Genomic DNA, 21399 nt, shown 5'->3' with positions numbered 1-21399 from the left:
CTACCTTATAGTGAAATACCAGAGAATGACATAAAGCCCAGACCCATCAGGCCTACTGTGATAAAGGTGATACCTAAACCACGCAAACCATCAGGAACGTCTGAGTACTTCATCTTCTCGCGAATACCCGCTAGCAACGTGATTGCCAGCGCCCAACCTACACCAGAACCAAGGCCAAAGACCACTGACTCACCGAAGTTGTAATTACGCTCTACCATGAACGATACCGCACCGAAAATCGCACAGTTTACCGTGATCAATGGTAGGAAGATGCCCAACGCGTTATAAAGCGGTGGGAAGAACTTATCCAATGCCATTTCTAGGATTTGTACTAGGGCAGCAATAACACCGATGAACGTCAAAAAGCGCAAGAAGCTTAAATCAGCGTCAGGGAAACCCAACCACTCCAGTGCGCCCGGCGCTAATACCGCGTGATAAACTAAGTTATTCACCGGTACGGCAATACCCAGTACGAAGATAACCGCTACACCTAGACCAATTGAAGTTTTTACTTTCTTTGATACCGCAAGGAAAGTACACATCCCCAAGAAGAAGGCAAGCGCCAGGTTTTCAATGAAAACCGCTTTAACAAATAAGTTAAGATATTGTTCCACGACTCGCCCCTTATTTCGCTTCTACTTGGTCTTTCTTATAAGTGCGTAGCACCCAAATGAATAGACCGATGATGAAGAATGCACTAGGCGGCAGGATCAATAGACCCATAGGCTGATACCAGCCACCGTCTTGTACTAATGGGATGATTTCTACGTCGAACAGCGACCCTTTACCGAATAGCTCACGAATGAAACCAACAGTCAGTAGTACTACTGAGTAGCCTAAGCCATTACCAATACCGTCTAGGAAAGACATAAACGGCGGTGACTTCATCGCGTACGCTTCAGCACGACCCATTACGATACAGTTGGTGATAATCAAACCAACGAATACCGACAGTTCTTTCGCTGTTGCATACGAGAAGGCTTGCAGTACCTGGTCCACCACGATTACCAATGAGGCAATGATGGTCATCTGTACGATGATCCGCACACTTGATGGGATCTGGTTACGAATCATAGAGATAAACAAACTTGAGAAGCCCGTTACTAGGGTCAATGCAATTGACATGATCAATGCATTTTTCAAGCTTGATGTTACTGCTAGCGCCGAACAAATACCGAGTACTTGCAGAGCGATAGGGTTATTTGCGAAGACTGGTCCAAATAGAACCGACTTCATTTCTTTAGTATCAGCCATTATTTCAACGCTCCTTCACGTACTTTCGCAAGGAAAGGACCAAAGCCGTTTTCACCTGTCCAATAATCAACCGTGTTATCAACACCGTTTGAGGTCAGGGTTGCGCCAGAGAGACCGTCTACTTCGTGCTCGTTGTCAGCACCGCTTTTCACTAAGTCTACCGGCAGCTCTTTGCCTTGCCACTGAGCCGTCCAAGCTGGGTTTTGGATTTCACCACCTAGACCTGGGGTTTCGTTGTGCTTGTAGAAGATGATGTTTTTAACAGTTTCGCCATCACTTTCAAGAGCTAAGAAGCCATACATAACACCCCAAAGGCCATAACCTTGGATTGGTAGAATGATTGACTTCACTGAGCCGTCGTCGGCACGGTTAATGTAAACCGGTGCTTCAGTAGTACGACGTTGAATGCCCGCTTTGTCTTGCTCTTTTGGCAACTTAATGCTCATATCGGCGTCAAACTTACTCTTCTCAAAGTCGTAAGATTTGATCCACTCGCTGCGAGCTTGCTCAGAGTCAAACTCAACTTGTTGGCCGTTATTAACATCAACAACGATGGTTTCAATGTTTTCGTCATACGTAGCTTGCACGTCTTTGACATCATTAAATCCAGCGGCTGAAAGAATATTGCTTTGAATATCCTTTAATTTATTTTCTTGCTGCAGCGGGCGCAATTGCACCGATGCGAACGATACGATAACCGCACACACCAAACATAGCGAAACAACTACACCGAGCGTTTTACCGATTGATTCGTTATTACTGGACACGTGCCAATCTCCTCTTGATGTTTGACTGCGCTACGAAGTGGTCGAATAGCGGTGCAAATAGGTTTGCAAACAAGATAGCGAGCATCATGCCTTCAGGGTATGCCGGGTTAACCACGCGGATCATCACCACCATAAAACCAATCAGTGCACCATAGGCCCACTTACCTCTATCGGTAAATGACGCTGATACCGGGTCGGTTGCCATAAAGAACATACCAAACGCAAAGCCACCAAGGACTAAGTGCCAGTGCCAAGGCATTGCAAACGCGGTGTTGGTGTCTGAACCGATAAAGTTAAGCAGCGTTGCAGTGACTACCATACCCAAGAAGGTACCTAGCACGATACGCCAAGAAGCAATACGCACATAGATTAGGAACAAACCACCTAATAAGATTGCTAGGGTTGATGTTTCACCCATAGAACCTTGAATGAAACCGTAAAACGCATTCCACCATAGCTCCATGTTGGCATAATCAAGCGCACCTGTTGCCGCTTGGCCTAGGTAAGTCGCGCCAGAGAAACCATCAACAGCTGTCCACACTGTGTCACCTGAAATCTGCGCCGGATAGGCGAAGAACAGGAACGCACGGCCAGCAAGCGCAGGGTTCAAGAAGTTACGACCTGTACCACCGAATACCTCTTTGGCGATAACCACACCGAAGGTAATACCTAGGGCAACTTGCCAAAGGGGAATGGTTGCAGGCAGGATCAATGCAAATAGCACAGAGGTAACGAAGAAACCTTCGTTTACTTCGTGCTTACGTATTGACGCGAATAGCACTTCCCAGAAGCCACCGACACCAAAGGTAACGGCATAGATTGGCAGGAAGAAACAGGCACCGTAGAACATTTTCGCGCCCCAGCCTGAATCAGCAGTGAGCTCACCGCCTAACAGTTGGAACAATCCTACTTGCCAAGAATCACCCAATGCAAAACCGTTTGCTAACGCTTCTGCCGCTTGGTGGCCAATGTTAAACATGCCAAAGAACATGGCAGGGAACGTTGCCATCCACACTAAAATCATAATACGTTTTAGGTCGATGTTATCGCGAACGTGAGTACCGCCTTTGTTGACATAGCCAGGGGTATAAAAAATAGTCGCAACTGCTTCATACAGTGCGTACCACTTTTCATGCTTACCACCCGCTTCAAAATGCGGTTCGATATCTTCTAAAAATTTCTTCAAGCCCATTTTAGCCTTCCTTCTCGATTGTTGTCAGGCAGTCACGAAGGATAGAACCGTATTCGTATTTACCTGGACAAACGAAGGTACACAACGCTAAATCTTCTTCGTCTAGCTCCAACGCGCCGAGTGAAATTGCCCCATCTAGGTCACGCGAGATTAAATCGCGCAGTAATAAGGTAGGCAAAATATCAAGCGGCATCACGCGCTCATAGTTACCGATTGGTACCATCGCACGTTTTGAACCACCGGTTGATGTGGTCATGTTGAACAAACGGCTTGGCGCTAAGTGGCCTAAGAAGGTACGCGTTACAGAGAACTTGTTGCTGCCTGGAGCAATCCAGCCGAACAACTCTTTCTCACGACCCTCTAGCAGCACCGACACTTGCGTGTGATAACGGCCAAGGAACGCATGTGGACCCGTTGCATTGGTACCAGAAAGTACTGAGCCTGAAATGATACGGTTGTCACCGTCTTCCAGTTCACCAGACACTAACTCATCCAAAGCAGCACCGATCTGTGTTTTCACCAAACGTGGGTTCTTAACACGTGGGCCGGCTAAAGAAATCACACGCGGAGTGTAAATTTCACCACTTAGGAAAAGATGACCGTAAGCGATCACATCTTGGTAGCCCAAGTGCCATACCTGCTTCGATGCAGACACTGCATCTAGGTGATGAATGTGAGTACCAACAAGACCTGCAGGGTGCTTACCGCCAAACTCATGAACTTCTACAGAAGCCACAGAAGAGCTAGGCACTTGAGCACCGGCTTGTTTACACACAAACACTTTGCCTTCTGTAAGACGAGAGACAACCGCTAAACCAGCTTCAAATGCTTCCGCATTCTCAGCAATAATTACAGCTGGATCAGCTGCAAGCGGATTAGTGTCCATCGCTGTTACAAAGATAGAGCTAGGTTTGGCATCAACAGCGGGTACTTTGCTGAATGGGCGGGTGCGAAGCGCAGTCCATTGACCTGAGTTAACTAACTGGTCAACCACCTTTTGGCGGTCAAGGTTAGCGAGCTCACCCTGGTCGAACTTTGCAAAGGTTTCCTGCTCGTTGCCATCGATTTCGATCACAACAGATTGCAGCACACGTTTTGCACCACGATTGATTTCTTTAACTACCCCGGCGGCCGGTGCAGTGTAGATAACGCCAGGATTCTTTTTGTCTTCAAAAAGAACTTGGCCTTTTTTCACTTGGTCATCCACACGAACTCGCATGGTAGGACGCATGCCGATATATTCTTCACCTAGCACGGCTACTCGTTTGACGGGTTGACCGTCGTGAATAACTTGCTGAGGTGCGCCCTCTATCGGTAGATCCAGACCTTTTTTTATGTTGATCATACGCACTTGCATTACATTAACGGAAAGAAACTTAAAATCTTACCAACCACGCTGCTAAGTTGGCCGAGTTGAGTGATGGCCGCGTAAAAGGCGGTTCGCTTATTGCTCGGTGCGCACTTACGCACTTGTGCAAGCAAAAGTCGTCCACACGATTAATACAAACGGTATAAAAGAGCACCCATTTCGGTTAGTGAGCAAAGCAACGCAGTGAACTTGTCACATATCTGCCGAATTTTAACATCAATCACGGCGACTATGCGAGTTAAAAAGTAAAAATTATCTAAGCAATCCGAGCTAAAATTAGTGAATAAACTTCAATATAGACCAAAGTCTTAATTTCACAGCCTGAGATTGTAAAAACACAAAAAAGCCAGTCTATTGACTGGCTTTCTATGTAAAACAGCGATACTTAAACGAGATTGTTGATTTCAACCTCAGGGTTAACATCACTTTCGTAGTCAACACCGTCTAGATCAAAACCGAACAGGTGTAAAAACTCACGATGATAACCAACATAATCGGTTAGCTCGTCAATACTGTCGGTATCCACCTGATCCCAAATATGCTGCACTCGTTGCTGCACATCGTCTTCAAGCTCTTTGTAGTTTTGGAATAAATGACCGCCTTCGTCAAAGCGCGGCGTTTCGCCGTACAAGTTCTCTTTAAACAACGCGGTAATTTGCTCGATAGTCCCCTCATAGGTGCCATCTTCTTTCATCACTTTGAACAGCGCAGAGATATACAAAGGCATAATCGGTATTGCCGAGCTGGCTTGCGTGACCACAGCATTAAGAGAGCTCACATAAGCCTCACCGGAAATATCAGCGGTAGATGCTTTGATTTCCTGAACGGCACGGTCCAAGTCTTCTTTGGCTTTGCCTATTGTGGCGTGACCGTAAATCGGCCAGGTCAGCTCTTTACCGATGTAGGTGTAAGCGGTGGTTTTGAAGTTATCGGCAAGCACGCCCGCTTCATTTAAGGCATCAATCCACAGCTGCCAATCTTCACCACCCATGACTTTCACGGTATTGGCAATTTCTTCATCACTGGCAGCCTCAACGCTTACTTCATCAATAATACGCTTTGAAGTATTGAGGTTCTTGGTGGTCACGCCTTCACCGATAGGCTTGAGTGTCGAAGAGAAGGTTTCACCGGTTTTTGGGTCGGTACGACGCGGCGAAGCAAGGGAATAGATAACTAAATCAATCTTGCCTAATTCATTTTTAATAACATCAATCGTTTTTTCTTTGATTTCATCAGAAAAGGCGTCACCATTAATATTTTTTGCCCACAAGCCCGCTTCATCGGCTGCATTTTGAAAAGCAGCGGTGTTGTACCATCCCGCAGAACCTGTTTTCTTTTCTGTACCTGGCTTTTCGAAAAACACGCCCAATGTTTTGGCGCCATGACCAAAGGCTGAAACAATACGTGAGGCCAAGCCATAGCCGGTTGACGAGCCAATGACCAGGACGTTTTTAGGGCCTTGCCCTAAATCACCTTGGCGTTTTACGTAATCTATTTGTTGTTGTACGTGCGCTGCACAGCCCGCAGGATGAGCGTTAGTGCAGATAAAACCACGAATTTTAGGCTTAATGACCATGATAAAATTCCATATCGTTGCCGAAAAATTTAGCGCTAGTGTAACGACTAAAGTCTGTTACACAGGTCTGATGACTTTACTTAATCGAATTTGGAGCCACCTAAACAATTAGGAGACTGCGGAGCTTGCCCCTGTCGCTCACTGAACTCTTCAGGTGTGTAAGCATGAATCGCAAGGGCATGAATGTGTTCGCGCAACTCATCGGCCAACACCTCATTAATCGCGCGGTGGCGCTGTAATAAGCGTTGGCCGCTGAATTGCTCACTGACCACAGTGACTTTGAAATGAGAATCTTCACCTCGGGCGTGCATATGGCTTTCGTTTTCCACATGTAAATGCTTGCACGCAATGGCAGCAGCGAGTTTTTGCTCTATCTGAGTTTGCATAGACATAAATTACTGACTCGTCAGCGTAAACTGGAGCATTACTATAACAAAGAAGCGTCAATGTGGCGAAACGTTAAGTTAATGCGCCCTTGGGTCACTTTACGCTGCTTCGGTAGACTGTGCTCGAAGTGTTGCTGGCTTTGGCCTTTCATGATCAGCAAACTACCGTGACGCAAAGGCACATCTGTCACCACCCGCGAGTGCTTATGGCGTAACTTGAACTTACGCAGCGCTCCTAAGGATAACGATGCAATGGTCGGCTGCGCTCCAAGCTCAGGCTCATCGTCAGCATGCCACCCCATACTATCGAGACCGTTGCGATAATAATTAACCAGTACCGCATTAAATTTGCACCCTAGCTGATTATTGAGGCGCTCCCGCATGCGCGCCAAAGGTTCAGGCCAAGGCATAGGCGAAAACACTTGCTTTGAGTATTCATACGCGCTCTCTGGATCGCCGATATAGGCCTGTAAACGAGGTATAGGATGCCATTTACCGAAAACGTGTATGCTTGGCTGTTGCCAAGCCAAATTATCACGCAAATAATGATAGAGCTGGGTGGCCTTATCAGCACTCAGCGCCTGCAGCTGATAGTGAAACATGTCTGCTGGTAGCTCATCGGGCAACAGGTTGCCGGTATCAGTGTTAAACACCTTCGAATTCCCATCCATCGTGGTAAACTAGCGCTACTATCCGTTACACATTGACCGTTATGATAACATCCGCCCTACTCGGTGGCACCCACTACACCCTACACCGCTTTCCTCTGGAGCAAAAAAACCGTAGCCTACAGGCGTGGGATGCCGCCGACGAGTACTTAATTGATTATGTCAAAGAGCATCATCCCAGTGCAAAAAAGCTGCTTATATTAAATGACGACTTTGGTGCCCTCGCCTGCGCTTTGCATCAATTTGATATTAGTGCGCTCAGTGACTCGTACGTGGCCCACCAAGCTTGGCATTATAACCTGGCGCAAAATGCCTTAGATGAAAGTAATTTCACTGCACTTAGCAGCATGGATAAACTGGGCGACTATGATTTAGTCATCGGCAGAATTCCTAAAAACAGTGGCTACCTGCAACATCAACTGGCCCAGTTATCACAGACATTAAGCCCAAACACGCCGGTGATCTTAGGGGGCAAAACTAAAGCTGTTCATACCTCAACAATAAATCTCGTATCGCGCTACATAGGCCCAGCAAGCACCACCTTGGCGGTGAAAAAAGCGCGACTTATTACCGCCTCTATGCATAATAAAGCGCAACAAAGCCCTTTTCCTAAGAGTTGGTCGCTCGAAGGCACTCCTTACACCCTGCATAATCACGCTAATGTATTTTCCCGCGATTCATTGGATATTGGCGCTCGCTTTTTCAGCAACTACCTACCGCAGTCCAAAAAAGCGCTGCGCATTGTAGATTTGGGTTGTGGCAATGGCGTCATTGGTCTACTTACTTTGGCTCAATGCCCACAAGCACACCTTACTTTCGTTGATGAATCATGCATGGCAGTGGCCTCGGCACGACTTAATGTTGAACAAAACCATGAACATGATTTGCACCGTTGCCAATTTGTGCAGTCAGATTGTTTAACAGGGTTTGCCGCTGCCAGCCAAGACCTGATCTTATGTAACCCGCCGTTTCATCAACAAAACGCGATTACCGACCATATTGCTTGGCAAATGTTTAATGACGCGAAAAAAGTATTGCGCCCCGGCGGCGAGCTTCGTATCGTAGGCAACCGACATTTACAATACCATGAGAAACTTAACCGTTTATTCGGTGGTCATAAGCTGCTGGGTTCGAATAAAAAGTTCGTCGTGTTAAGTGCAAAAAAATAGGTAGGATCATGAGCAACACAGTTATTCGTCTTTTTCTCTTGAGCGCCGCACTGGTTACTGTGAGCGGGTGCGCTAACCGCGCAGCCGAGGCTATTCTTGACCCACAATACCAAGGCGGTCAATATCATCAATTTAATCAAACAGTATCACTGCAAGTGAATGACCAGCGTGCTAATAAAGCCACGGTGATAGTGAGCGATGGCGAGCATTCACAACAGCAGCTCACTCAAGGGCTTAATAGCAAACTAACGCGGGTGTTTGAGCAAGGTTTACAACGCAATGGGGCTCAGGTCAGCGCCATGGGAGCCACCCATATCCGTATTGCTATTCATGATTTACACGCTCATGTTGAACAAAACACCGTCGATCATAACAGCACTGCGAAGATTGCCCTACAAGTGTTCGTGCAGCGTAATGGTAGTCAATTCAATAAAATGTATAATGGCCAAAGCCAGTTCAGCGGCCCATTTGGTTATGATCAAGCCAAAGTAGAAGCGCAGCTTAATAAGCAGATTGAGCAACTGGTAATTCGTATAATGAACGACCCTGAACTGAACAATTACATGCAAAAGGGAGCATCATGAACACTCGTTTTCTTGGCACACTTACCGCCGTATTCCTTACTTTCTTTATCAGCTTGCCCACACTCGCGGCTGTACAAGGTCAATTTGTGCAAAAGGACAACCTCTTCCCACGAGTAGAATTCGCCACCAGTGAAGGAAAGATTGTTGTTGAGCTAGACCGCTCACGAGCACCAATTACGGTCAATAATTTTCTGACATACGTACAAGACGGCAGTTATAAAGGGTCGGTGTTTCATCGGGTTGAACGCGACGAAGAAAACGACCGCGACTTTGTCATCCAAGGGGGTGGCTACGACAAGAATTATGACGGTCTGCATGAGAATGACCCTATTTTTAATGAAAGCGGCAGCGGCCTGGAAAACGATATGTATACCATTGCCATGGCTTACCAAGACCGCAAGCCGCATTCTGCAACGCGTCAGTTTTTCTTCAACATGGATAATAATGACCACCTAAATCCAGGCAGTGATTGGGGTTTTGCGGTGTTTGGCTCCGTCGTAGAGGGGTTTGAAACTTTAGATAAAATCATGCGTGTCGAGACCGACTACCAAGAGAAAATAGGCTATTCCTACGTTCCTAAACAACCGGTTATCATTTTCAATATTAAAGTACTTGAAGCGCAACCTTATTAGTTTTCAGCTGTGGGCGGTCGTCACCGCCCTTATCCTCCCAAAATCTCAAGTAAGCCGTCATCATGAGCCATAACCCCGTATCACTTCAGACGTTTATCAATTACTTTCGTGATCGCCGCTTACTCACTATTTTTATTTTTGGCATCAGTAGCGGCTTTCCTTGGGTGTTGATCGGCTCGGTGATGAGTGCGTGGCTTAAAGATGAGGGCTTAAGCCGCAGTATGATTGGCTTATTTGGCATGGTATTTGGTGCCTACTCTATTAACTTCCTGTGGTCACCTTTGGTTGATCGGGTCAAAATTCCTTATGTGACTGCCTGGCTTGGGCAACGCCGAAGCTGGTTGCTTTGCTGTCAGTGCGTGATATTGCTGGGCACGCTGGCTATGGCTTTTGTTGATATAGGCGCACAGCTGTATCTAGTGGCGCTGCTTGCCCTGGTAATTGCCACTGCTTCTGCCACTCAAGATATTGCAATTGATGCTTATCGTATTGATATTTTGGATGAAAATGAAAGTGAAAAGATGTCGGCGGCGGCGGCAATGGCAACCTGTGGTTGGTGGACAGGTTATGCTCTACTCGGTGCCATGCCTTTTTTCGCCGCTGATATCCCCGGCATTGAATGGCCAGATGTCTACCTCGCATTGGCGCTAATAGTTGCCGCTCTCATTGCCTATGTGTTTGTTGCTAACGAACCACTGTCAAACCGTGAGCATATTCATGAACAGTTGGAACATCAGTATCAGCAAAAGTTACAACAACATTCTAACGCTCTTCCGTTAGTATTGAAAAAAACCTTGGCTTGGTTAGGAGTCACCATCATCGAGCCGCTACGCAGCTTTTTTGCTAAAAATGGCGTGAAAACCGCTATTGCTCTGCTAGCGTTTATTTTCTTATTCAAAATTGGAGAGGCATTTTTAGCGCGAATGTCCATCGTTTTCTACAAAGAAGTGGGCTTTAGCAATTCCGATATCGCCACCTTTTCGAAACTAGGTACGGCAGTACTAACGATTATTTTCGCGTTCCTAGGGAGTTTATTCAATGCCCGCTTTGGTATTGTAAAAGGGCTATTTATCAGTGGCGTGGCAATGGCCGCATCGAATTTAATGTTTTCTTGGATAGCCGTTGCTGGTCCTAAGCTGCATTTATATGCGTTGGCCATCATTTTAGACGGTTTTACTCAAGCTTGGTCACTGGTTGCTATGGTTGCGTTTATTTCCATGCTGTGCGATCGCGCTTTCAGCGCTACGCACTACGCGCTGCTGGCTTCATTGGGCAACCTGGGGCGCACTTTGCTCTCTGGATACAGTGGTGTGGTGGTTGATGATTGGCTTCACGGCGACTGGTCCACGTTCTTTATACTGACTGCACTTATGGTGCTGCCATCACTACTATTTTTATATCTAATCAGAAAACGGTTATACCAGCTTGAACAACAGTATCATGCACGTTCAGCGAAGGTTAAAGAATAATTGGTAGGGTATAGGAAGAAGAACCTAGAGCCCTTCCTGGGCTCTGGTTTATCGGTATTACGCTTGTTCTTGAAGTAGTGACAGACCTTCATAAGGGTCAACTTCAAGGGCGTCGCAATAACGCATGAACTCAATAACATCTAAACGACGTTCTTGGTTTTCTATTTTACCGATAAAAGAGTGCGGCGTGCCCAAAACTTGAGCCAAGCTGCGCATAGTGTGGCCTTTTTCATGGCGTTTATCTTTTAGCCACTTTGTTAGTCTTCCGTTTTCTTCGGAAGAAACAGTTTTACCCATCATAATTACATCTCCTACTAGATGAATTGCTATACATATCAAGGTTGATAAATAGGATTGAATGAAATTTGCCCGTCTCATTCACGCGGTATTAAACCACATGTCCTATTTTAGGTATAGTTTATATACAAAAATTTACCTAATTCCGGCGCGAGAATTTTCACTGCAATTTTCGCAATAGATCACGCACCTGAGTTTAACAAGATATTAATTAATTTCACTCATAAAATCGATAGTTTATTTTTACCTTTAGCGTTAGGTACTTATAAGCTAATATGAAGGAAAACAGGGAATTTAGGGGAAAAAATGCTCAGATTGCTCTTTATCTTGCCAATTCTTTTGTGTTTGTTGTGGTGGCTTTTTCTCCATTACAACCGAATACCGCTAAAACAAGGTCGTAAAGGGTTTGTGTATATTGTTGCTTTCTCCACCTTAGTTTTAGGTTTCTTCACCTTGATGCTATTTGTTACCAATACACCACTAGAATAACGTTCAACCAAAAAAAAGCCGCGAATGCGGCATTTTTTCAATTTCTGATTCAACCTAATGCTTACACGCTAAAGCTAGCGCCACAGCCACAGGTTGTAGTGGCATTCGGGTTATTCACAAAAAAGCGTGACCCTTCAAGCCCTTCGGTATAATCGACTTCACCGTCAACTAGGTATTGAATACTCATTGGGTCGACCACTAAGGTGACACCATTTTTTTCTATCTGCATGTCGCCTGGATTGGCCTGCTCCGCAAACGTGAAGCCATACTGAAAGCCTGAACAGCCGCCACCAGTGACATAAACGCGCAGCATCAATGAAGGATTCTCTTCCTCTTCAATAAGCTGCTTTACACGCGCAGCAGCGGCATCACTGAATTTAATTGGTAATTGCTCGGACATACTATTTCTCTCACTGCTCATTTACTGCGAATTATCTAATACCCGACTAAGTTAATCAAGTATTGCCGCGCGAAAGCATCATAACATGACTTAAGTGCGACACCAGTGCAGCCTGCAACCATTGCTCTGACAAAGTGTGACGTTAAACAAGGATTTATATATAAACCTTTGGTAGACTTAAGCGCACTTCATAGTCATTAAGAACAAAGGAATAGGTATGCAACTAGAGGCGCTAAGACGACGCCTTGCTCGCCCTAAAACCTCAATCCAGCTTTGCCTTCTCGGTATTGCCGCAGGTTTGATTGCAGCGGGATTAATTATTCTATTTCGTTTGACTATTGTGTTAGTACAAAACATCTTTCTAGAGAATTTTGATGACTTTACCACCTTATCGGCATTAGAACGGTTTTTACTGCCTGTTGGCGCAGCCTGTATTATCGCACTGTTTGCCTACCTTACTGGCTTTAAGCACTATCGCCTTGGTATTCCCTTCGTTATTCACCGTATGAAAATGCACTACGGACAAATGCCTTTTTATAACACAGTAAACCAGTTTTTTGGCGGTGCTCTAGCATTGATTAGTGGTTTCTCGGTAGGTCGTGAAGGCCCCTCCGTTCATATGGGCGCAACAGGCGCAAGCATGCTTGCAAACCAGCTCCATCTGCCCTATAACGCCATGCGGACACTCAGCGGTTGTGGCGTAGCCGCAGGGATTGCAGCCTCCTTTAACACCCCTTTGGCAGCGGTAATTTTCGTTATGGAAGTGGTGCTACGTGAATACAAAGTGCATATCTTTGTTCCTATTATGCTCGCCGCCGTTACCGGGGCTTTAGCCACTCAGTTTGTTTTTGGTGATGACATAGAGTTAGCGCTCATCAGCGTTACTCCACTGAGCTTTTGGCATTATCCCTACTTAGTCATTTGCGGCATGACCTTAGGCGCCATCGCCTATGCCTTTAACAAAAACCTGATGCTCATTATTCGCACCTTTAAACCCTTATCAATGCTGCCACGATTGATTATTGCTGGCATTATTGCCGGTGGTATCGGTTACCTAGTGCCGCAAGCAATGGGCTCGGGAATGAGCGCCATTACTATCGCTACTCATTCACCGGATAATGTACAACTGCTGCTGACCATATTAATCGCTAAACTACTGGCGACATTGTTTGCCATCGGTTTAGGTATACCTGGCGGCCTGATTGGCCCGGTTATTGGTTTGGGAGTTATTATGGGCACCTTAATGTCATTTTTCGCCCACCTTGTTGCCCCGGGCACCGACGTTGCTGGCACTTATGGCGTATTGGGCATGGCCGGATTACTTGCCGCGACTCTGCATGCGCCACTGGCGTCGCTGACAGCGGTGATGGAGCTCACTTCCAGTCCGCAAATTATTGTTCCAGCAATGTTAGTGATTGTGACCGCTTACGTCACCGCCTTACAAGTGTTTGGCAACCGCTCTATTTTCCTACAGCAACTCGACTTTCAGGGGCTAACCTACCAAGTATCTCCAGCCACGGAGGCACTGCAAAAAGTCGGTATCATGGCAGAGATGAATGAGGACTTTAAGCTGCTATACGCCGAGGACAAAGAGCAAATCAAAGAGTCTTTGGATAATCTCGACGGACAAACGCCGCTGATTGTTTATGATGAAGAAAATGGCTACCGACTCGCGGAATATGATCTTAATTTAATGTCTGAGGAAAATATCAATATCCGCTACGTTACGCTCGAAGGGGTGAGCTCACAGGCCACCCTATCAGATGCCTTCGATGTGCTCAAAGACAAGCGTAGCGGCGCCGTGTATGTGTATGATATGCACGATCATAAAGAAATTCTGGGAATTATGCGCTGGGATCAAATCCGCCACATTCTCACTATTCGTAATGCCTTACTCTAACTGGGAAGTACAATGTCACTGATTTTGGTATATAAAGCTCTACACCTATTTTTCATGGTTGCCTGGTTCGCTGGTATTTTTTATTTACCACGCTTGTTTGTTTATCACGCGCTCAACGAAGAGAAATCATGCAGCTCTATGCTAAAAGTTATGGAGCGCCGGTTACTCCTGTTCGTTACCCCGTTTGCGATTTTAACTGCGGTGTTTGGGGTACTGATGATCGTCGAGTATGGCCGCGAGTGGTTTCGCGCTAGCATGTGGCTGCACTACAAACTCACTTTAGTGCTTATTTTGTACGCCTATCATGGCTACTGTTTTAAGCTATTAAGTGATTTTAAACACGATAGAAATACCCGTAGTGACCGGTTTTATCGTATTTTCAATGAACTTCCCGTGTTAGTACTGCTGGTAATCATCTTTTTGGCAGTATTAAAGCCGGCACTCTAAAAATTAGAAAAAATCTGCTATAGTGCGCCTCCAAACGCGGTGGCGTACTTGCGGCTTACACTCGATGGCGGTGTTAACCCCAACGTACCCTCATACTGTCTCACTTTAATGTTTGGGAAGACCTCCATGCTACGCTTCTTAGGTGAAAACATTCTGTCTGTAAATCAACTTGATAGAGAAAGTATCGAGCATATATTTGCAGTGGCTAAACGGATGGAACCTTATGCCAAAAAACAAAAACGCACAAAAGTGCTCGAAGGGGCGATTCTTGCGAATCTATTTTTTGAGCCTAGCACCCGTACACGGGTCAGCTTTGGCACCGCCTTTAACTTGCTAGGCGGATTAGTGCGCGAGACAACAGGCATGCAAAGCTCCGCTTTGGCCAAAGGGGAATCCCTCTACGATACCGCACGCGTCATTTCTGCTTATGCCGATGCTGTCGCTATGCGCCACCCCGATGCCGGCTCCGTGGCCGAGTTTGCCACCGGCTGTAGTGTCCCTGTACTTAATGGCGGTGATGGCCCCAACGAGCATCCCACTCAAGCACTACTCGACTTGTTAACCATCGACCGCGAGTTAAACCGCTTTGGCCAAAAAATTGATGGCATGCATATCGCTCTGGTCGGCGACCTAAAATATGGCCGTACCGTGCATTCGTTATCCAAGTTGCTATGTCATTATAAAGACGTGCGCTTTACCATGGTTGCCCCGGATGGCTTGCAAATGCCACAAACCATTCTAGACAGTGTCAGCGATGCCGGCCACCACATTGTCCTCGCCGATAAAATGGAAGGTAATCTGGCCGCTGATATCGTCTACCAAACTCGCATTCAAGAAGAGCGCTTTCCAAGCCAAGAAGAAGCCAATAAATACCGTGGTGGTTTTCGTATTTCCCAGTCCATCTACAACGCCCATTGCAAGCCCAGTTCAGTGCTGATGCACCCGTTGCCACGTGATAGTCGCAGCGATGCCAATGAATTAGATAATGATTTAAATGCCAATGATAATTTAGCGATTTTCCGCCAAGTTCAAAATGGTGTGTTAATTCGTATGGCGTTATTTGCATTAACCCTTGGGGTCGAAAACCAAGTAGAAAAGTATGAAACCACAGTACCGTGGTTCAGCCGTAAACGTGAAGACTAAAACCGACGTGTATGCATATCGCTAAGGGGCCCTGCCCCGTCTGGATACGCTGTTAAACTTACACAGGCTCAGATTCGTAAACATGCCAAGTGAGCTGCTACACACTTAAAAGGTCAACTGACCCGAATTTATAGGAAGCATTATGAGCAAAAGCCAAGACTTATATTCCCGCGCCCAAGCCTCTATTCCCGGTGGCGTTAACTCTCCCGTACGTGCTTTCAATGGTGTAGGTGGTACGCCATTGTTTATCACTCATGCCGAAGGTGCATACACCTATGATGCCGATGGCAAAAAATACATCGATTATGTGGGCTCTTGGGGACCAATGATTTTAGGCCACAACCACCCTGAAATTAAACAAGCAGTACATCAAGCGGTAGAGCGCGGCTTGAGCTATGGCGCACCTACCGAAGCCGAAATTGATATGGCTGAGAAGGTAAAAGAATTAGTGCCTTCCATTGATTCGGTGCGCATGGTTAACTCTGGTACAGAAGCCACCATGAGCGCGATTCGCTTGGCGCGTGGTTACACCGGTCGCGATAAGATTCTAAAATTTGAAGGCTGCTATCACGGCCACGCCGACTCTCTGCTGGTTAAAGCAGGCTCTGGGGCATTAACCATGGGTGTGCCAAACTCGCCAGGGATCCCAGGAGATTTTGCCAAACACACCCTCACTGTGTCGTTCAATAACCTTGACGAAGTGAAGGCTATTTTTGCCGAGTATCCACAAGACATCGCCTGTATTATTATCGAGCCGGTGGCTGGCAATATGAATTGCATTCCACCGCAACCTGGCTTTTTAGAGGGCCTGCGTGAAATTTGCGATGAACACGGCAGCGTACTGATCTTCGATGAAGTAATGACCGGCTTTCGCGTTGCACTAGGCGGTGCTCAAGCTTATTACAACATTACCCCTGACCTGACCTGTTTAGGTAAAGTGATCGGCGGCGGCATGCCGGTGGGCGCTTTTGGCGGTAAACAAGCAATCATGGACTATATCGCGCCAGTTGGGCCTGTTTATCAAGCCGGTACTCTCTCTGGGAACCCTATCGCCATGGCAGCTGGCTTAAAAGCCTTGCAGCTGCTCAGCGAGCCAGGTTTACATGAGCAGCTGGAAGCGAAGAGTAAAGCGCTGTGTAGCGGTTTCCAAGCGGCCGCTGACAAAGCAGGGATCGCCCTAACAACTAACTATGCAGGCGGTATGTTTGGCTTTTTCTTTACCGACGCCGAGCAGGTAAGCAGCTACCAGCAAGCTACCGAATGTGACCTTGAGCGTTTTAAGCGCTTTTTCCACCTAATGCTAGAAGAGGGGGTGTACCTCGCTCCATCAGCGTTTGAGGCTGGGTTTGTATGCGCCGCTCATGGCGATGAGCAAATAGCAGCAACGATTGCCGCCGCTGAGCGTGCATTTGCAAAGCTATAAGGCGGTGAAGCCATAAACCCATGGCTCATTAGCTGACAAAAAGCCGCCCTTGAGGCGGCTTTTTAATGCATATCGATTAACGGCTGTTACTGCCGACACGGAGGGCGTGGATTAAACTCGCGCTCGCGCACTGGGAGCTGGATAACCTTGCCACAACCAGGAGGCGCTTGCTCACCGGTGGCCTCGTTAACGAAAGCCCAACGAATACCTTCAGGACGAGTATCAGCGATAGATTGAGGGTTGAGCTGACGCAGATAACGAATATAGAGTTCCAATGCCCCCACCGAACCGGTTAATCCGGTACTTTGGTTGTCATCTCGGCCCACCCAAGCAACAGTGACGGTACTTTGGTCAAACCCAGCGTACCAGCTATCACGTAAGTTGTTACTGGTGCCTGTTTTGCCAGCCAATTGAATCGTTGGGAAGTGTTTATTTAAACGCTTACCCGTGCCATCTTTAGTCACCCGTTTCATACCATATTTGGTCATGTACATCGCATCTTTAGCAAAACGTTGCTGCGGGGAAAACTGATGGCGATACAGCACCCGGCCACTGTTATCAGTCAATGCCGAAATACTACTTAGCTGGCCATAAGCGCCATCATTCGCCAATGTGGTGTACATTTGCGCCACTTCAAAGCTCGACAACTCCAATGCCCCCAACAGCAGCGATGGATATTGATTGATACGCGACTGCACACCCAACCCCTGTAAAGTATTGGCAACCTTGTCGACACCCACGTCTAGCCCCAAATTGACCGCTGGAATATTAATACTTTGGCTAAAGGCACGGTATAAAGGCAACATCCCTCGGTGTTGATGATCGAAGTTGTCAGGTTGCCAAACCTCACCCTGCTCGTCAGTCACCTCCAGTGGTCTGTCATCCAACAAAGTCCCTAAGTTATATTGCGGTAACTGCAAGGCTGTTAAATACACCGCAGGTTTCACCAAAGAGCCGATATTGCGCTTAGTATCCAGTACCCGGTTAAAACCGGAATAACGGACATCGCGTCCAGCAACCAAGGCAGATACGCCCCCTACTTCACGATTAACTGACAGCATCGCCGCTTCCAACTGCTGTGTTTTCGGGCGCCGTTCTAAATAGGGGAGCGACTTTTCAATTGACGCTTCCATCGCTTCTTGCTTTTGTAAATCAAGGTATGTAAATACCCGCACTCCAGCATCCAATGTGGCTTTATTGGGAAGTAACTCTTTGAGCTCACGATTAACCAGCTCTAAATAGCCTGGGTAGGTTTTATTGATATCACGGCGCATCGCGACGATATCCAGAGGCCGTTTTAGGGCCCGACGATATTCGTTGGTTGTTAGCAAACCATTTTCGGCCATTAACCGCAGTACAAGGTCGCGTCGCTCCATGGCGCGCTCTTCATAACGTCGCGGGTTATAATACGACGGCCCCTTCACTAAGGCGACCAGTAGCGCAATTTGGTCAAACTCCAGCTCATCAACGGGCTTGGAAAAGTAAAACTCCGATGCCAGCCCCATACCATGCACGCCTTTAGTGTATGACTGACCTAGGTAAACCTCATTAAGGTAGGCCTCGAGTATGGCATCTTTGGAATAGCGATAATCCAAGATCAGCGCGATTAACGCCTCGTTGATCTTGCGAACTAAAGTGCGCTCTCGCGATAAGTAAAAGTTCTTCGCAAGCTGCTGTGTTAACGTACTGCCGCCTTGTACCGTGCGCCCAGCTCGAATATTGGCATACAAAGCGCGCATAATTGACCAAAGCGAGACACCGTGATGCTGATAAAAGTCCTGATCCTCCACCACCAACAAGGTCTCTTTTAATAATGGTGGGAACTTATCTAGGGGCAAAAATTCTCGGTCTTGGGTTTTGTCATTGCCGATACGAGCAATTTGCACCGGCTCCAGTCGCGCACGCTCTAAGCGCTGGCCAATATTATTTTGTACGCTGGCTAAGCGGTCACCTTTGAAACGCAGCTCAATAATATGTGCTTGCTCTGCACCATCGGCAAACTCAAAAGCACGACGATAAATGCGTAATCGAGTTCGACTTTGTTCGTATTGCCCTGTATGAGCAAGCTTAGTCACTTGCGTGTAGTTTAGGCGTTGCAGCTCCCACTCTACCTCCTCAAGAGATAGGTATTGCCCAGGATAAAAGTTCATTGCCCGCGCGTACACCTGCGCAGGTAACTGCCACTTATTACCCTCAAACTGCCTGGTTACCTTGGCATCAAGATAAATCATGTACAAAGCCACACTAATGAATGTGACTAAAGCCAGCTTCCAGGCAATGGAAAATAACCGCTTCATAACCCGCTTAAAGGTTGATGATGACTGCTTAGAGGCTGCTTTTTTGGAATTAGACTTCTTTTTGCTGGGAGATTTTTTCGACGCCATGTATGTGCAAATGCTAGCTAGGGTGAAATTGTTGGGAAGCTTAGCACACTCGTGATTGAAATTAACCGCCCACGAGCATGCCAAGCAGGGTGCGAGTGAACTCTAGCGTGGTAAAACTTAACTGTGACTGACTTATGCAGCAGCAAATAAGCATAAAAAACGCCAGCTCTGAGGCTGGCGTTCTATGGGAACGGGTGAGCTTAACTGGAACGTACAGACACGAACTCTGGATAAGCATCAATACCGCAATCGTGCTGGTCCATACCGTTGAGCTCTTCTTCCTCGCCGACACGGATGCCGATGGTTTTCTTCAAAATCGCCCAAACAATAAATGACGCTACGAACATAAAGCCAAAGATACACAATAAACCAATTAACTGTGTAACATAGCTGGCGTCAGCATTAGACAAGGGCACTAACATTAAGCCAATAGCACCGCACACCCCATGCACCGAGATAGCACCCACCGGGTCATCAATACGCGCCTTATCCAAAGCGACAATGCTGAAGACAACGGCAATGCCCCCTATCGCGCCAAGCAAAATAGCCAACAAGGGTGAAGGTGACGCCGGCTCGGCGGTGATCACCACTAGCCCAGCAAGAGCACCATTTAATACCATCGTTAAATCGGCTTTACCCCAATAAGTTTTACACACAAGTAAGGAAGCCACGGCACCGGCTGCTGCGGCAGCATTGGTGTTGAGCATGATTTTACCCACTGCGGTGGCATTCTCAGCATCGCTAATAAATAACTGGGAGCCGCCATTGAAACCAAACCAGCCCATCCACAAAATAAAGGTGCCCAGTGTTGCCAGTGGCAAGTTAGAACCAGGAATGGGGTAAATTTCACCGTTTTTACCGTATTTACCTCGGCGCGCACCGAGCAGTAACACACCGGCCAACGCTGCTGATGCACCCGCGCCGTGCACAATGCCTGAGCCGGCAAAATCAATAAAGCCCATTTCCGATAAAAAGCCTCCACCCCATGTCCAGTAGCCTTCAAGTGGGTATAGCACCCCAGTGAGAGCAACACAGAAGATTAAGAACGCCCACAGCTTCATACGCTCTGCGACAGCGCCAGAGACAATCGACATGGCGGTGGCAACAAAGACAACTTGGAAGAAAAAGTCAGACTCTAGCGCATGATCGGCATCACTGGCTTGGGTACCTATCAAGGCTCCAAAGCTAGGTATAAAGCCGCCCTCAGCGTTATCCACGTACATGATGTTATACCCAATCAGCAAGTACATGGTGCAAGCGATAGCATACAAAGCGATGTTTTTCGTTAAAATCTCGGTGGTGTTTTTAGAGCGCACGAGCCCTGCTTCGAGCATAGCAAAGCCTGCTGCCATCCACATCACCAGCACCCCGGAGATTAAAAAGTAAAAGGTATTGAGTGAAAACTGTAATTCTACAACCGTATTTTCCATGATGGCTCCCCTTAAATCGCTTCTTCGTCGAGCTCACCCGTACGGATGCGCACAATTTGGTCAAGGTCATAAACGAAAATCTTACCGTCGCCAATTTTGCCAGTGGAGGCCACCTGGGTAATGAGTTCAACCACTCTGTCGACGTTGTCGCTTAAGGTTGCGATTTCGATTTTAATTTTGGGAATAAAGTCCACCTGGTATTCGGCGCCGCGATAGAGTTCGGTGTGTCCGCGTTGCCGGCCAAAGCCTTTAACATCAACCACAGTCATCCCCTCTATACCCAGCTCAGCCAAGGCTTCGCGTACTTCATCAAGTTTGAATGGCTTGATGATGGCGCTGATCATTTTCATACGGCCCCCTTAGGCAATATTCATTATTATTGTCTAAGGACCAATCCAACCTTTATGCCAGTTTAAATTC

Annotated in this window: 22 protein-coding genes; 9 read left to right on the top strand and 13 right to left on the bottom strand. The window is 47.0% G+C overall.

Translation table 11 applies throughout. From position 1 onward, the window contains the following. Window positions 1–5: 5 nt before the first annotated feature. The 8 genes from nqrE to FIU82_RS03715 form a co-directional block, all read right to left on the bottom strand. A complete protein-coding gene (gene nqrE, locus FIU82_RS03750) occupies window positions 6–614 on the bottom strand; it encodes an NADH:ubiquinone reductase (Na(+)-transporting) subunit E (RefSeq protein WP_022944569.1) in 609 nt (202 codons plus the stop codon). Window positions 615–624: 10 nt separating this feature from the next. Then, window positions 625–1254 carry an NADH:ubiquinone reductase (Na(+)-transporting) subunit D gene (locus tag FIU82_RS03745; protein ID WP_022944570.1) on the bottom strand — a complete coding sequence of 210 codons (630 nt, stop codon included), beginning with the start codon at window positions 1252–1254 and terminating at the stop codon, window positions 625–627. Further along, window positions 1254–2021 (bottom strand): Na(+)-translocating NADH-quinone reductase subunit C, encoded by a 768-nt coding sequence (locus tag FIU82_RS03740; RefSeq protein ID WP_022944571.1) that lies wholly within the window; start codon window positions 2019–2021, stop codon window positions 1254–1256. The genes FIU82_RS03745 and FIU82_RS03740 overlap by 1 nt, the downstream gene beginning before the upstream one ends. Beyond that, the gene (locus tag FIU82_RS03735; protein WP_022944572.1) at window positions 2011–3213 is read right to left on the bottom strand and encodes an NADH:ubiquinone reductase (Na(+)-transporting) subunit B; all 1203 of its coding nucleotides are present in this window, start codon (window positions 3211–3213) and stop codon (window positions 2011–2013) included. The genes FIU82_RS03740 and FIU82_RS03735 overlap by 11 nt, the downstream gene beginning before the upstream one ends. A gap of 1 nt (window position 3214) precedes the next feature. Next, a complete protein-coding gene (locus FIU82_RS03730; RefSeq protein ID WP_045980538.1) occupies window positions 3215–4558 on the bottom strand; it encodes a Na(+)-translocating NADH-quinone reductase subunit A in 1344 nt (447 codons plus the stop codon). 409 nt (window positions 4559–4967) lie between these two features. After that, entirely contained in the window at window positions 4968–6158 is a 1191-nt protein-coding gene (fabV, locus tag FIU82_RS03725; protein WP_045980501.1) for an enoyl-ACP reductase FabV, read from the bottom strand. Window positions 6159–6238: 80 nt separating this feature from the next. Next, entirely contained in the window at window positions 6239–6550 is a 312-nt protein-coding gene (locus FIU82_RS03720; protein ID WP_130148443.1) for a BolA family transcriptional regulator, read from the bottom strand. Between the two features lie 35 nt (window positions 6551–6585). Continuing rightward, window positions 6586–7197: an alpha-ketoglutarate-dependent dioxygenase AlkB gene (locus FIU82_RS03715; RefSeq protein WP_253946340.1), complete on the bottom strand. Its 612-nt coding sequence runs from the start codon at window positions 7195–7197 to the stop codon at window positions 6586–6588. 59 nt (window positions 7198–7256) lie between these two features. Between FIU82_RS03715 and FIU82_RS03710 the strand changes: the two genes are divergently transcribed. From FIU82_RS03710 to FIU82_RS03695, 4 genes are all read left to right on the top strand, one after another. Beyond that, on the top strand, window positions 7257–8381 hold the full coding sequence (locus tag FIU82_RS03710) for a methyltransferase (protein ID WP_152440375.1): 1125 nt from the start codon (window positions 7257–7259) through the stop codon (window positions 8379–8381). Between the two features lie 8 nt (window positions 8382–8389). Further along, window positions 8390–8965: a YajG family lipoprotein gene (locus FIU82_RS03705; RefSeq protein WP_022944578.1), complete on the top strand. Its 576-nt coding sequence runs from the start codon at window positions 8390–8392 to the stop codon at window positions 8963–8965. Further along, the gene (locus FIU82_RS03700; protein WP_022944579.1) at window positions 8962–9597 is read left to right on the top strand and encodes a peptidylprolyl isomerase; all 636 of its coding nucleotides are present in this window, start codon (window positions 8962–8964) and stop codon (window positions 9595–9597) included. Before FIU82_RS03705 ends, FIU82_RS03700 begins: the two co-directional genes overlap by 4 nt. Before the next feature lie 62 nt (window positions 9598–9659). Then, window positions 9660–11066 (top strand): MFS transporter, encoded by a 1407-nt coding sequence (locus FIU82_RS03695; protein WP_138588449.1) that lies wholly within the window; start codon window positions 9660–9662, stop codon window positions 11064–11066. 57 nt (window positions 11067–11123) lie between these two features. Here the strand turns inward: FIU82_RS03695 and FIU82_RS03690 are convergent, their stop codons facing one another. Next, complete coding sequence (locus FIU82_RS03690) at window positions 11124–11366, bottom strand: helix-turn-helix transcriptional regulator (protein ID WP_022944581.1); 243 nt, start codon at window positions 11364–11366, stop codon at window positions 11124–11126. Window positions 11367–11669: 303 nt separating this feature from the next. Between FIU82_RS03690 and FIU82_RS18715 the strand changes: the two genes are divergently transcribed. Next, window positions 11670–11852, top strand: coding sequence for a hypothetical protein (locus FIU82_RS18715; RefSeq protein WP_081604397.1), 183 nt, complete (start codon window positions 11670–11672; stop codon window positions 11850–11852). Between the two features lie 61 nt (window positions 11853–11913). Here the strand turns inward: FIU82_RS18715 and erpA are convergent, their stop codons facing one another. Then, entirely contained in the window at window positions 11914–12252 is a 339-nt protein-coding gene (gene erpA / locus FIU82_RS03680; RefSeq protein ID WP_022944582.1) for an iron-sulfur cluster insertion protein ErpA, read from the bottom strand. A gap of 217 nt (window positions 12253–12469) precedes the next feature. Between erpA and FIU82_RS03675 the strand changes: the two genes are divergently transcribed. The 4 genes from FIU82_RS03675 (at window position 12470) to hemL (ending at window position 17165) form a co-directional block, all read left to right on the top strand. Beyond that, the gene (locus FIU82_RS03675; protein ID WP_045980496.1) at window positions 12470–14152 is read left to right on the top strand and encodes a chloride channel protein; all 1683 of its coding nucleotides are present in this window, start codon (window positions 12470–12472) and stop codon (window positions 14150–14152) included. Between the two features lie 12 nt (window positions 14153–14164). Next, window positions 14165–14599 carry a CopD family protein gene (locus FIU82_RS03670; protein WP_152440374.1) on the top strand — a complete coding sequence of 145 codons (435 nt, stop codon included), beginning with the start codon at window positions 14165–14167 and terminating at the stop codon, window positions 14597–14599. Between the two features lie 126 nt (window positions 14600–14725). Beyond that, on the top strand, window positions 14726–15742 hold the full coding sequence (locus FIU82_RS03665) for an aspartate carbamoyltransferase (RefSeq protein WP_053910567.1): 1017 nt from the start codon (window positions 14726–14728) through the stop codon (window positions 15740–15742). Between the two features lie 142 nt (window positions 15743–15884). Beyond that, window positions 15885–17165, top strand: coding sequence for a glutamate-1-semialdehyde 2,1-aminomutase (gene hemL / locus FIU82_RS03660; RefSeq protein WP_152440373.1), 1281 nt, complete (start codon window positions 15885–15887; stop codon window positions 17163–17165). An 86-nt stretch (window positions 17166–17251) separates the two neighbouring features. On the opposite strand, the gene mrcB is transcribed toward hemL, so the two are convergent. The 3 genes from mrcB to FIU82_RS03645 form a co-directional block, all read right to left on the bottom strand. Further along, window positions 17252–19549 (bottom strand): penicillin-binding protein 1B, encoded by a 2298-nt coding sequence (mrcB, locus tag FIU82_RS03655; RefSeq protein ID WP_152440372.1) that lies wholly within the window; start codon window positions 19547–19549, stop codon window positions 17252–17254. Between the two features lie 200 nt (window positions 19550–19749). Next, complete coding sequence (locus tag FIU82_RS03650) at window positions 19750–20979, bottom strand: ammonium transporter (protein ID WP_152440371.1); 1230 nt, start codon at window positions 20977–20979, stop codon at window positions 19750–19752. Between the two features lie 11 nt (window positions 20980–20990). Then, window positions 20991–21329, bottom strand: coding sequence for a P-II family nitrogen regulator (locus FIU82_RS03645; RefSeq protein WP_022944590.1), 339 nt, complete (start codon window positions 21327–21329; stop codon window positions 20991–20993). Window positions 21330–21399: the final 70 nt, after the last annotated feature.

Source organism: Pseudoalteromonas sp. THAF3, from assembly GCF_009363775.1.
Taxonomy (GTDB): domain Bacteria; phylum Pseudomonadota; class Gammaproteobacteria; order Enterobacterales; family Alteromonadaceae; genus Pseudoalteromonas; species Pseudoalteromonas ruthenica.
Note: the sequence above shows the minus strand (reverse complement) of the source record. Positions and strands in the feature narration are given on the sequence as shown.

What these genes read in the sequence shown, in the direction of transcription:
- FIU82_RS03745 (WP_022944570.1), bottom strand. Translation starts at nt 1,254, where the DNA reads ATGGCTGATACTAAAGAAATGAAGTCGGTTCTATTTGGACCAGTCTTC.
- FIU82_RS03735 (WP_022944572.1), bottom strand. Translation starts at nt 3,213, where the DNA reads ATGGGCTTGAAGAAATTTTTAGAAGATATCGAACCGCATTTTGAAGCG.
- FIU82_RS03730 (WP_045980538.1), bottom strand. Translation starts at nt 4,558, where the DNA reads ATGATCAACATAAAAAAAGGTCTGGATCTACCGATAGAGGGCGCACCT.
- fabV (WP_045980501.1), bottom strand. Translation starts at nt 6,158, where the DNA reads ATGGTCATTAAGCCTAAAATTCGTGGTTTTATCTGCACTAACGCTCAT.
- FIU82_RS03720 (WP_130148443.1), bottom strand. Translation starts at nt 6,550, where the DNA reads ATGTCTATGCAAACTCAGATAGAGCAAAAACTCGCTGCTGCCATTGCG.
- FIU82_RS03710 (WP_152440375.1), top strand. Translation starts at nt 7,257, where the DNA reads ATGATAACATCCGCCCTACTCGGTGGCACCCACTACACCCTACACCGC.
- FIU82_RS03705 (WP_022944578.1), top strand. Translation starts at nt 8,390, where the DNA reads ATGAGCAACACAGTTATTCGTCTTTTTCTCTTGAGCGCCGCACTGGTT.
- FIU82_RS03700 (WP_022944579.1), top strand. Translation starts at nt 8,962, where the DNA reads ATGAACACTCGTTTTCTTGGCACACTTACCGCCGTATTCCTTACTTTC.
- FIU82_RS03695 (WP_138588449.1), top strand. Translation starts at nt 9,660, where the DNA reads ATGAGCCATAACCCCGTATCACTTCAGACGTTTATCAATTACTTTCGT.
- FIU82_RS03690 (WP_022944581.1), bottom strand. Translation starts at nt 11,366, where the DNA reads ATGATGGGTAAAACTGTTTCTTCCGAAGAAAACGGAAGACTAACAAAG.
- FIU82_RS18715 (WP_081604397.1), top strand. Translation starts at nt 11,670, where the DNA reads ATGCTCAGATTGCTCTTTATCTTGCCAATTCTTTTGTGTTTGTTGTGG.
- erpA (WP_022944582.1), bottom strand. Translation starts at nt 12,252, where the DNA reads ATGTCCGAGCAATTACCAATTAAATTCAGTGATGCCGCTGCTGCGCGT.
- FIU82_RS03675 (WP_045980496.1), top strand. Translation starts at nt 12,470, where the DNA reads ATGCAACTAGAGGCGCTAAGACGACGCCTTGCTCGCCCTAAAACCTCA.
- FIU82_RS03670 (WP_152440374.1), top strand. Translation starts at nt 14,165, where the DNA reads ATGTCACTGATTTTGGTATATAAAGCTCTACACCTATTTTTCATGGTT.
- FIU82_RS03665 (WP_053910567.1), top strand. Translation starts at nt 14,726, where the DNA reads ATGCTACGCTTCTTAGGTGAAAACATTCTGTCTGTAAATCAACTTGAT.
- hemL (WP_152440373.1), top strand. Translation starts at nt 15,885, where the DNA reads ATGAGCAAAAGCCAAGACTTATATTCCCGCGCCCAAGCCTCTATTCCC.
- mrcB (WP_152440372.1), bottom strand. Translation starts at nt 19,549, where the DNA reads ATGGCGTCGAAAAAATCTCCCAGCAAAAAGAAGTCTAATTCCAAAAAA.
- FIU82_RS03650 (WP_152440371.1), bottom strand. Translation starts at nt 20,979, where the DNA reads ATGGAAAATACGGTTGTAGAATTACAGTTTTCACTCAATACCTTTTAC.
- FIU82_RS03645 (WP_022944590.1), bottom strand. Translation starts at nt 21,329, where the DNA reads ATGAAAATGATCAGCGCCATCATCAAGCCATTCAAACTTGATGAAGTA.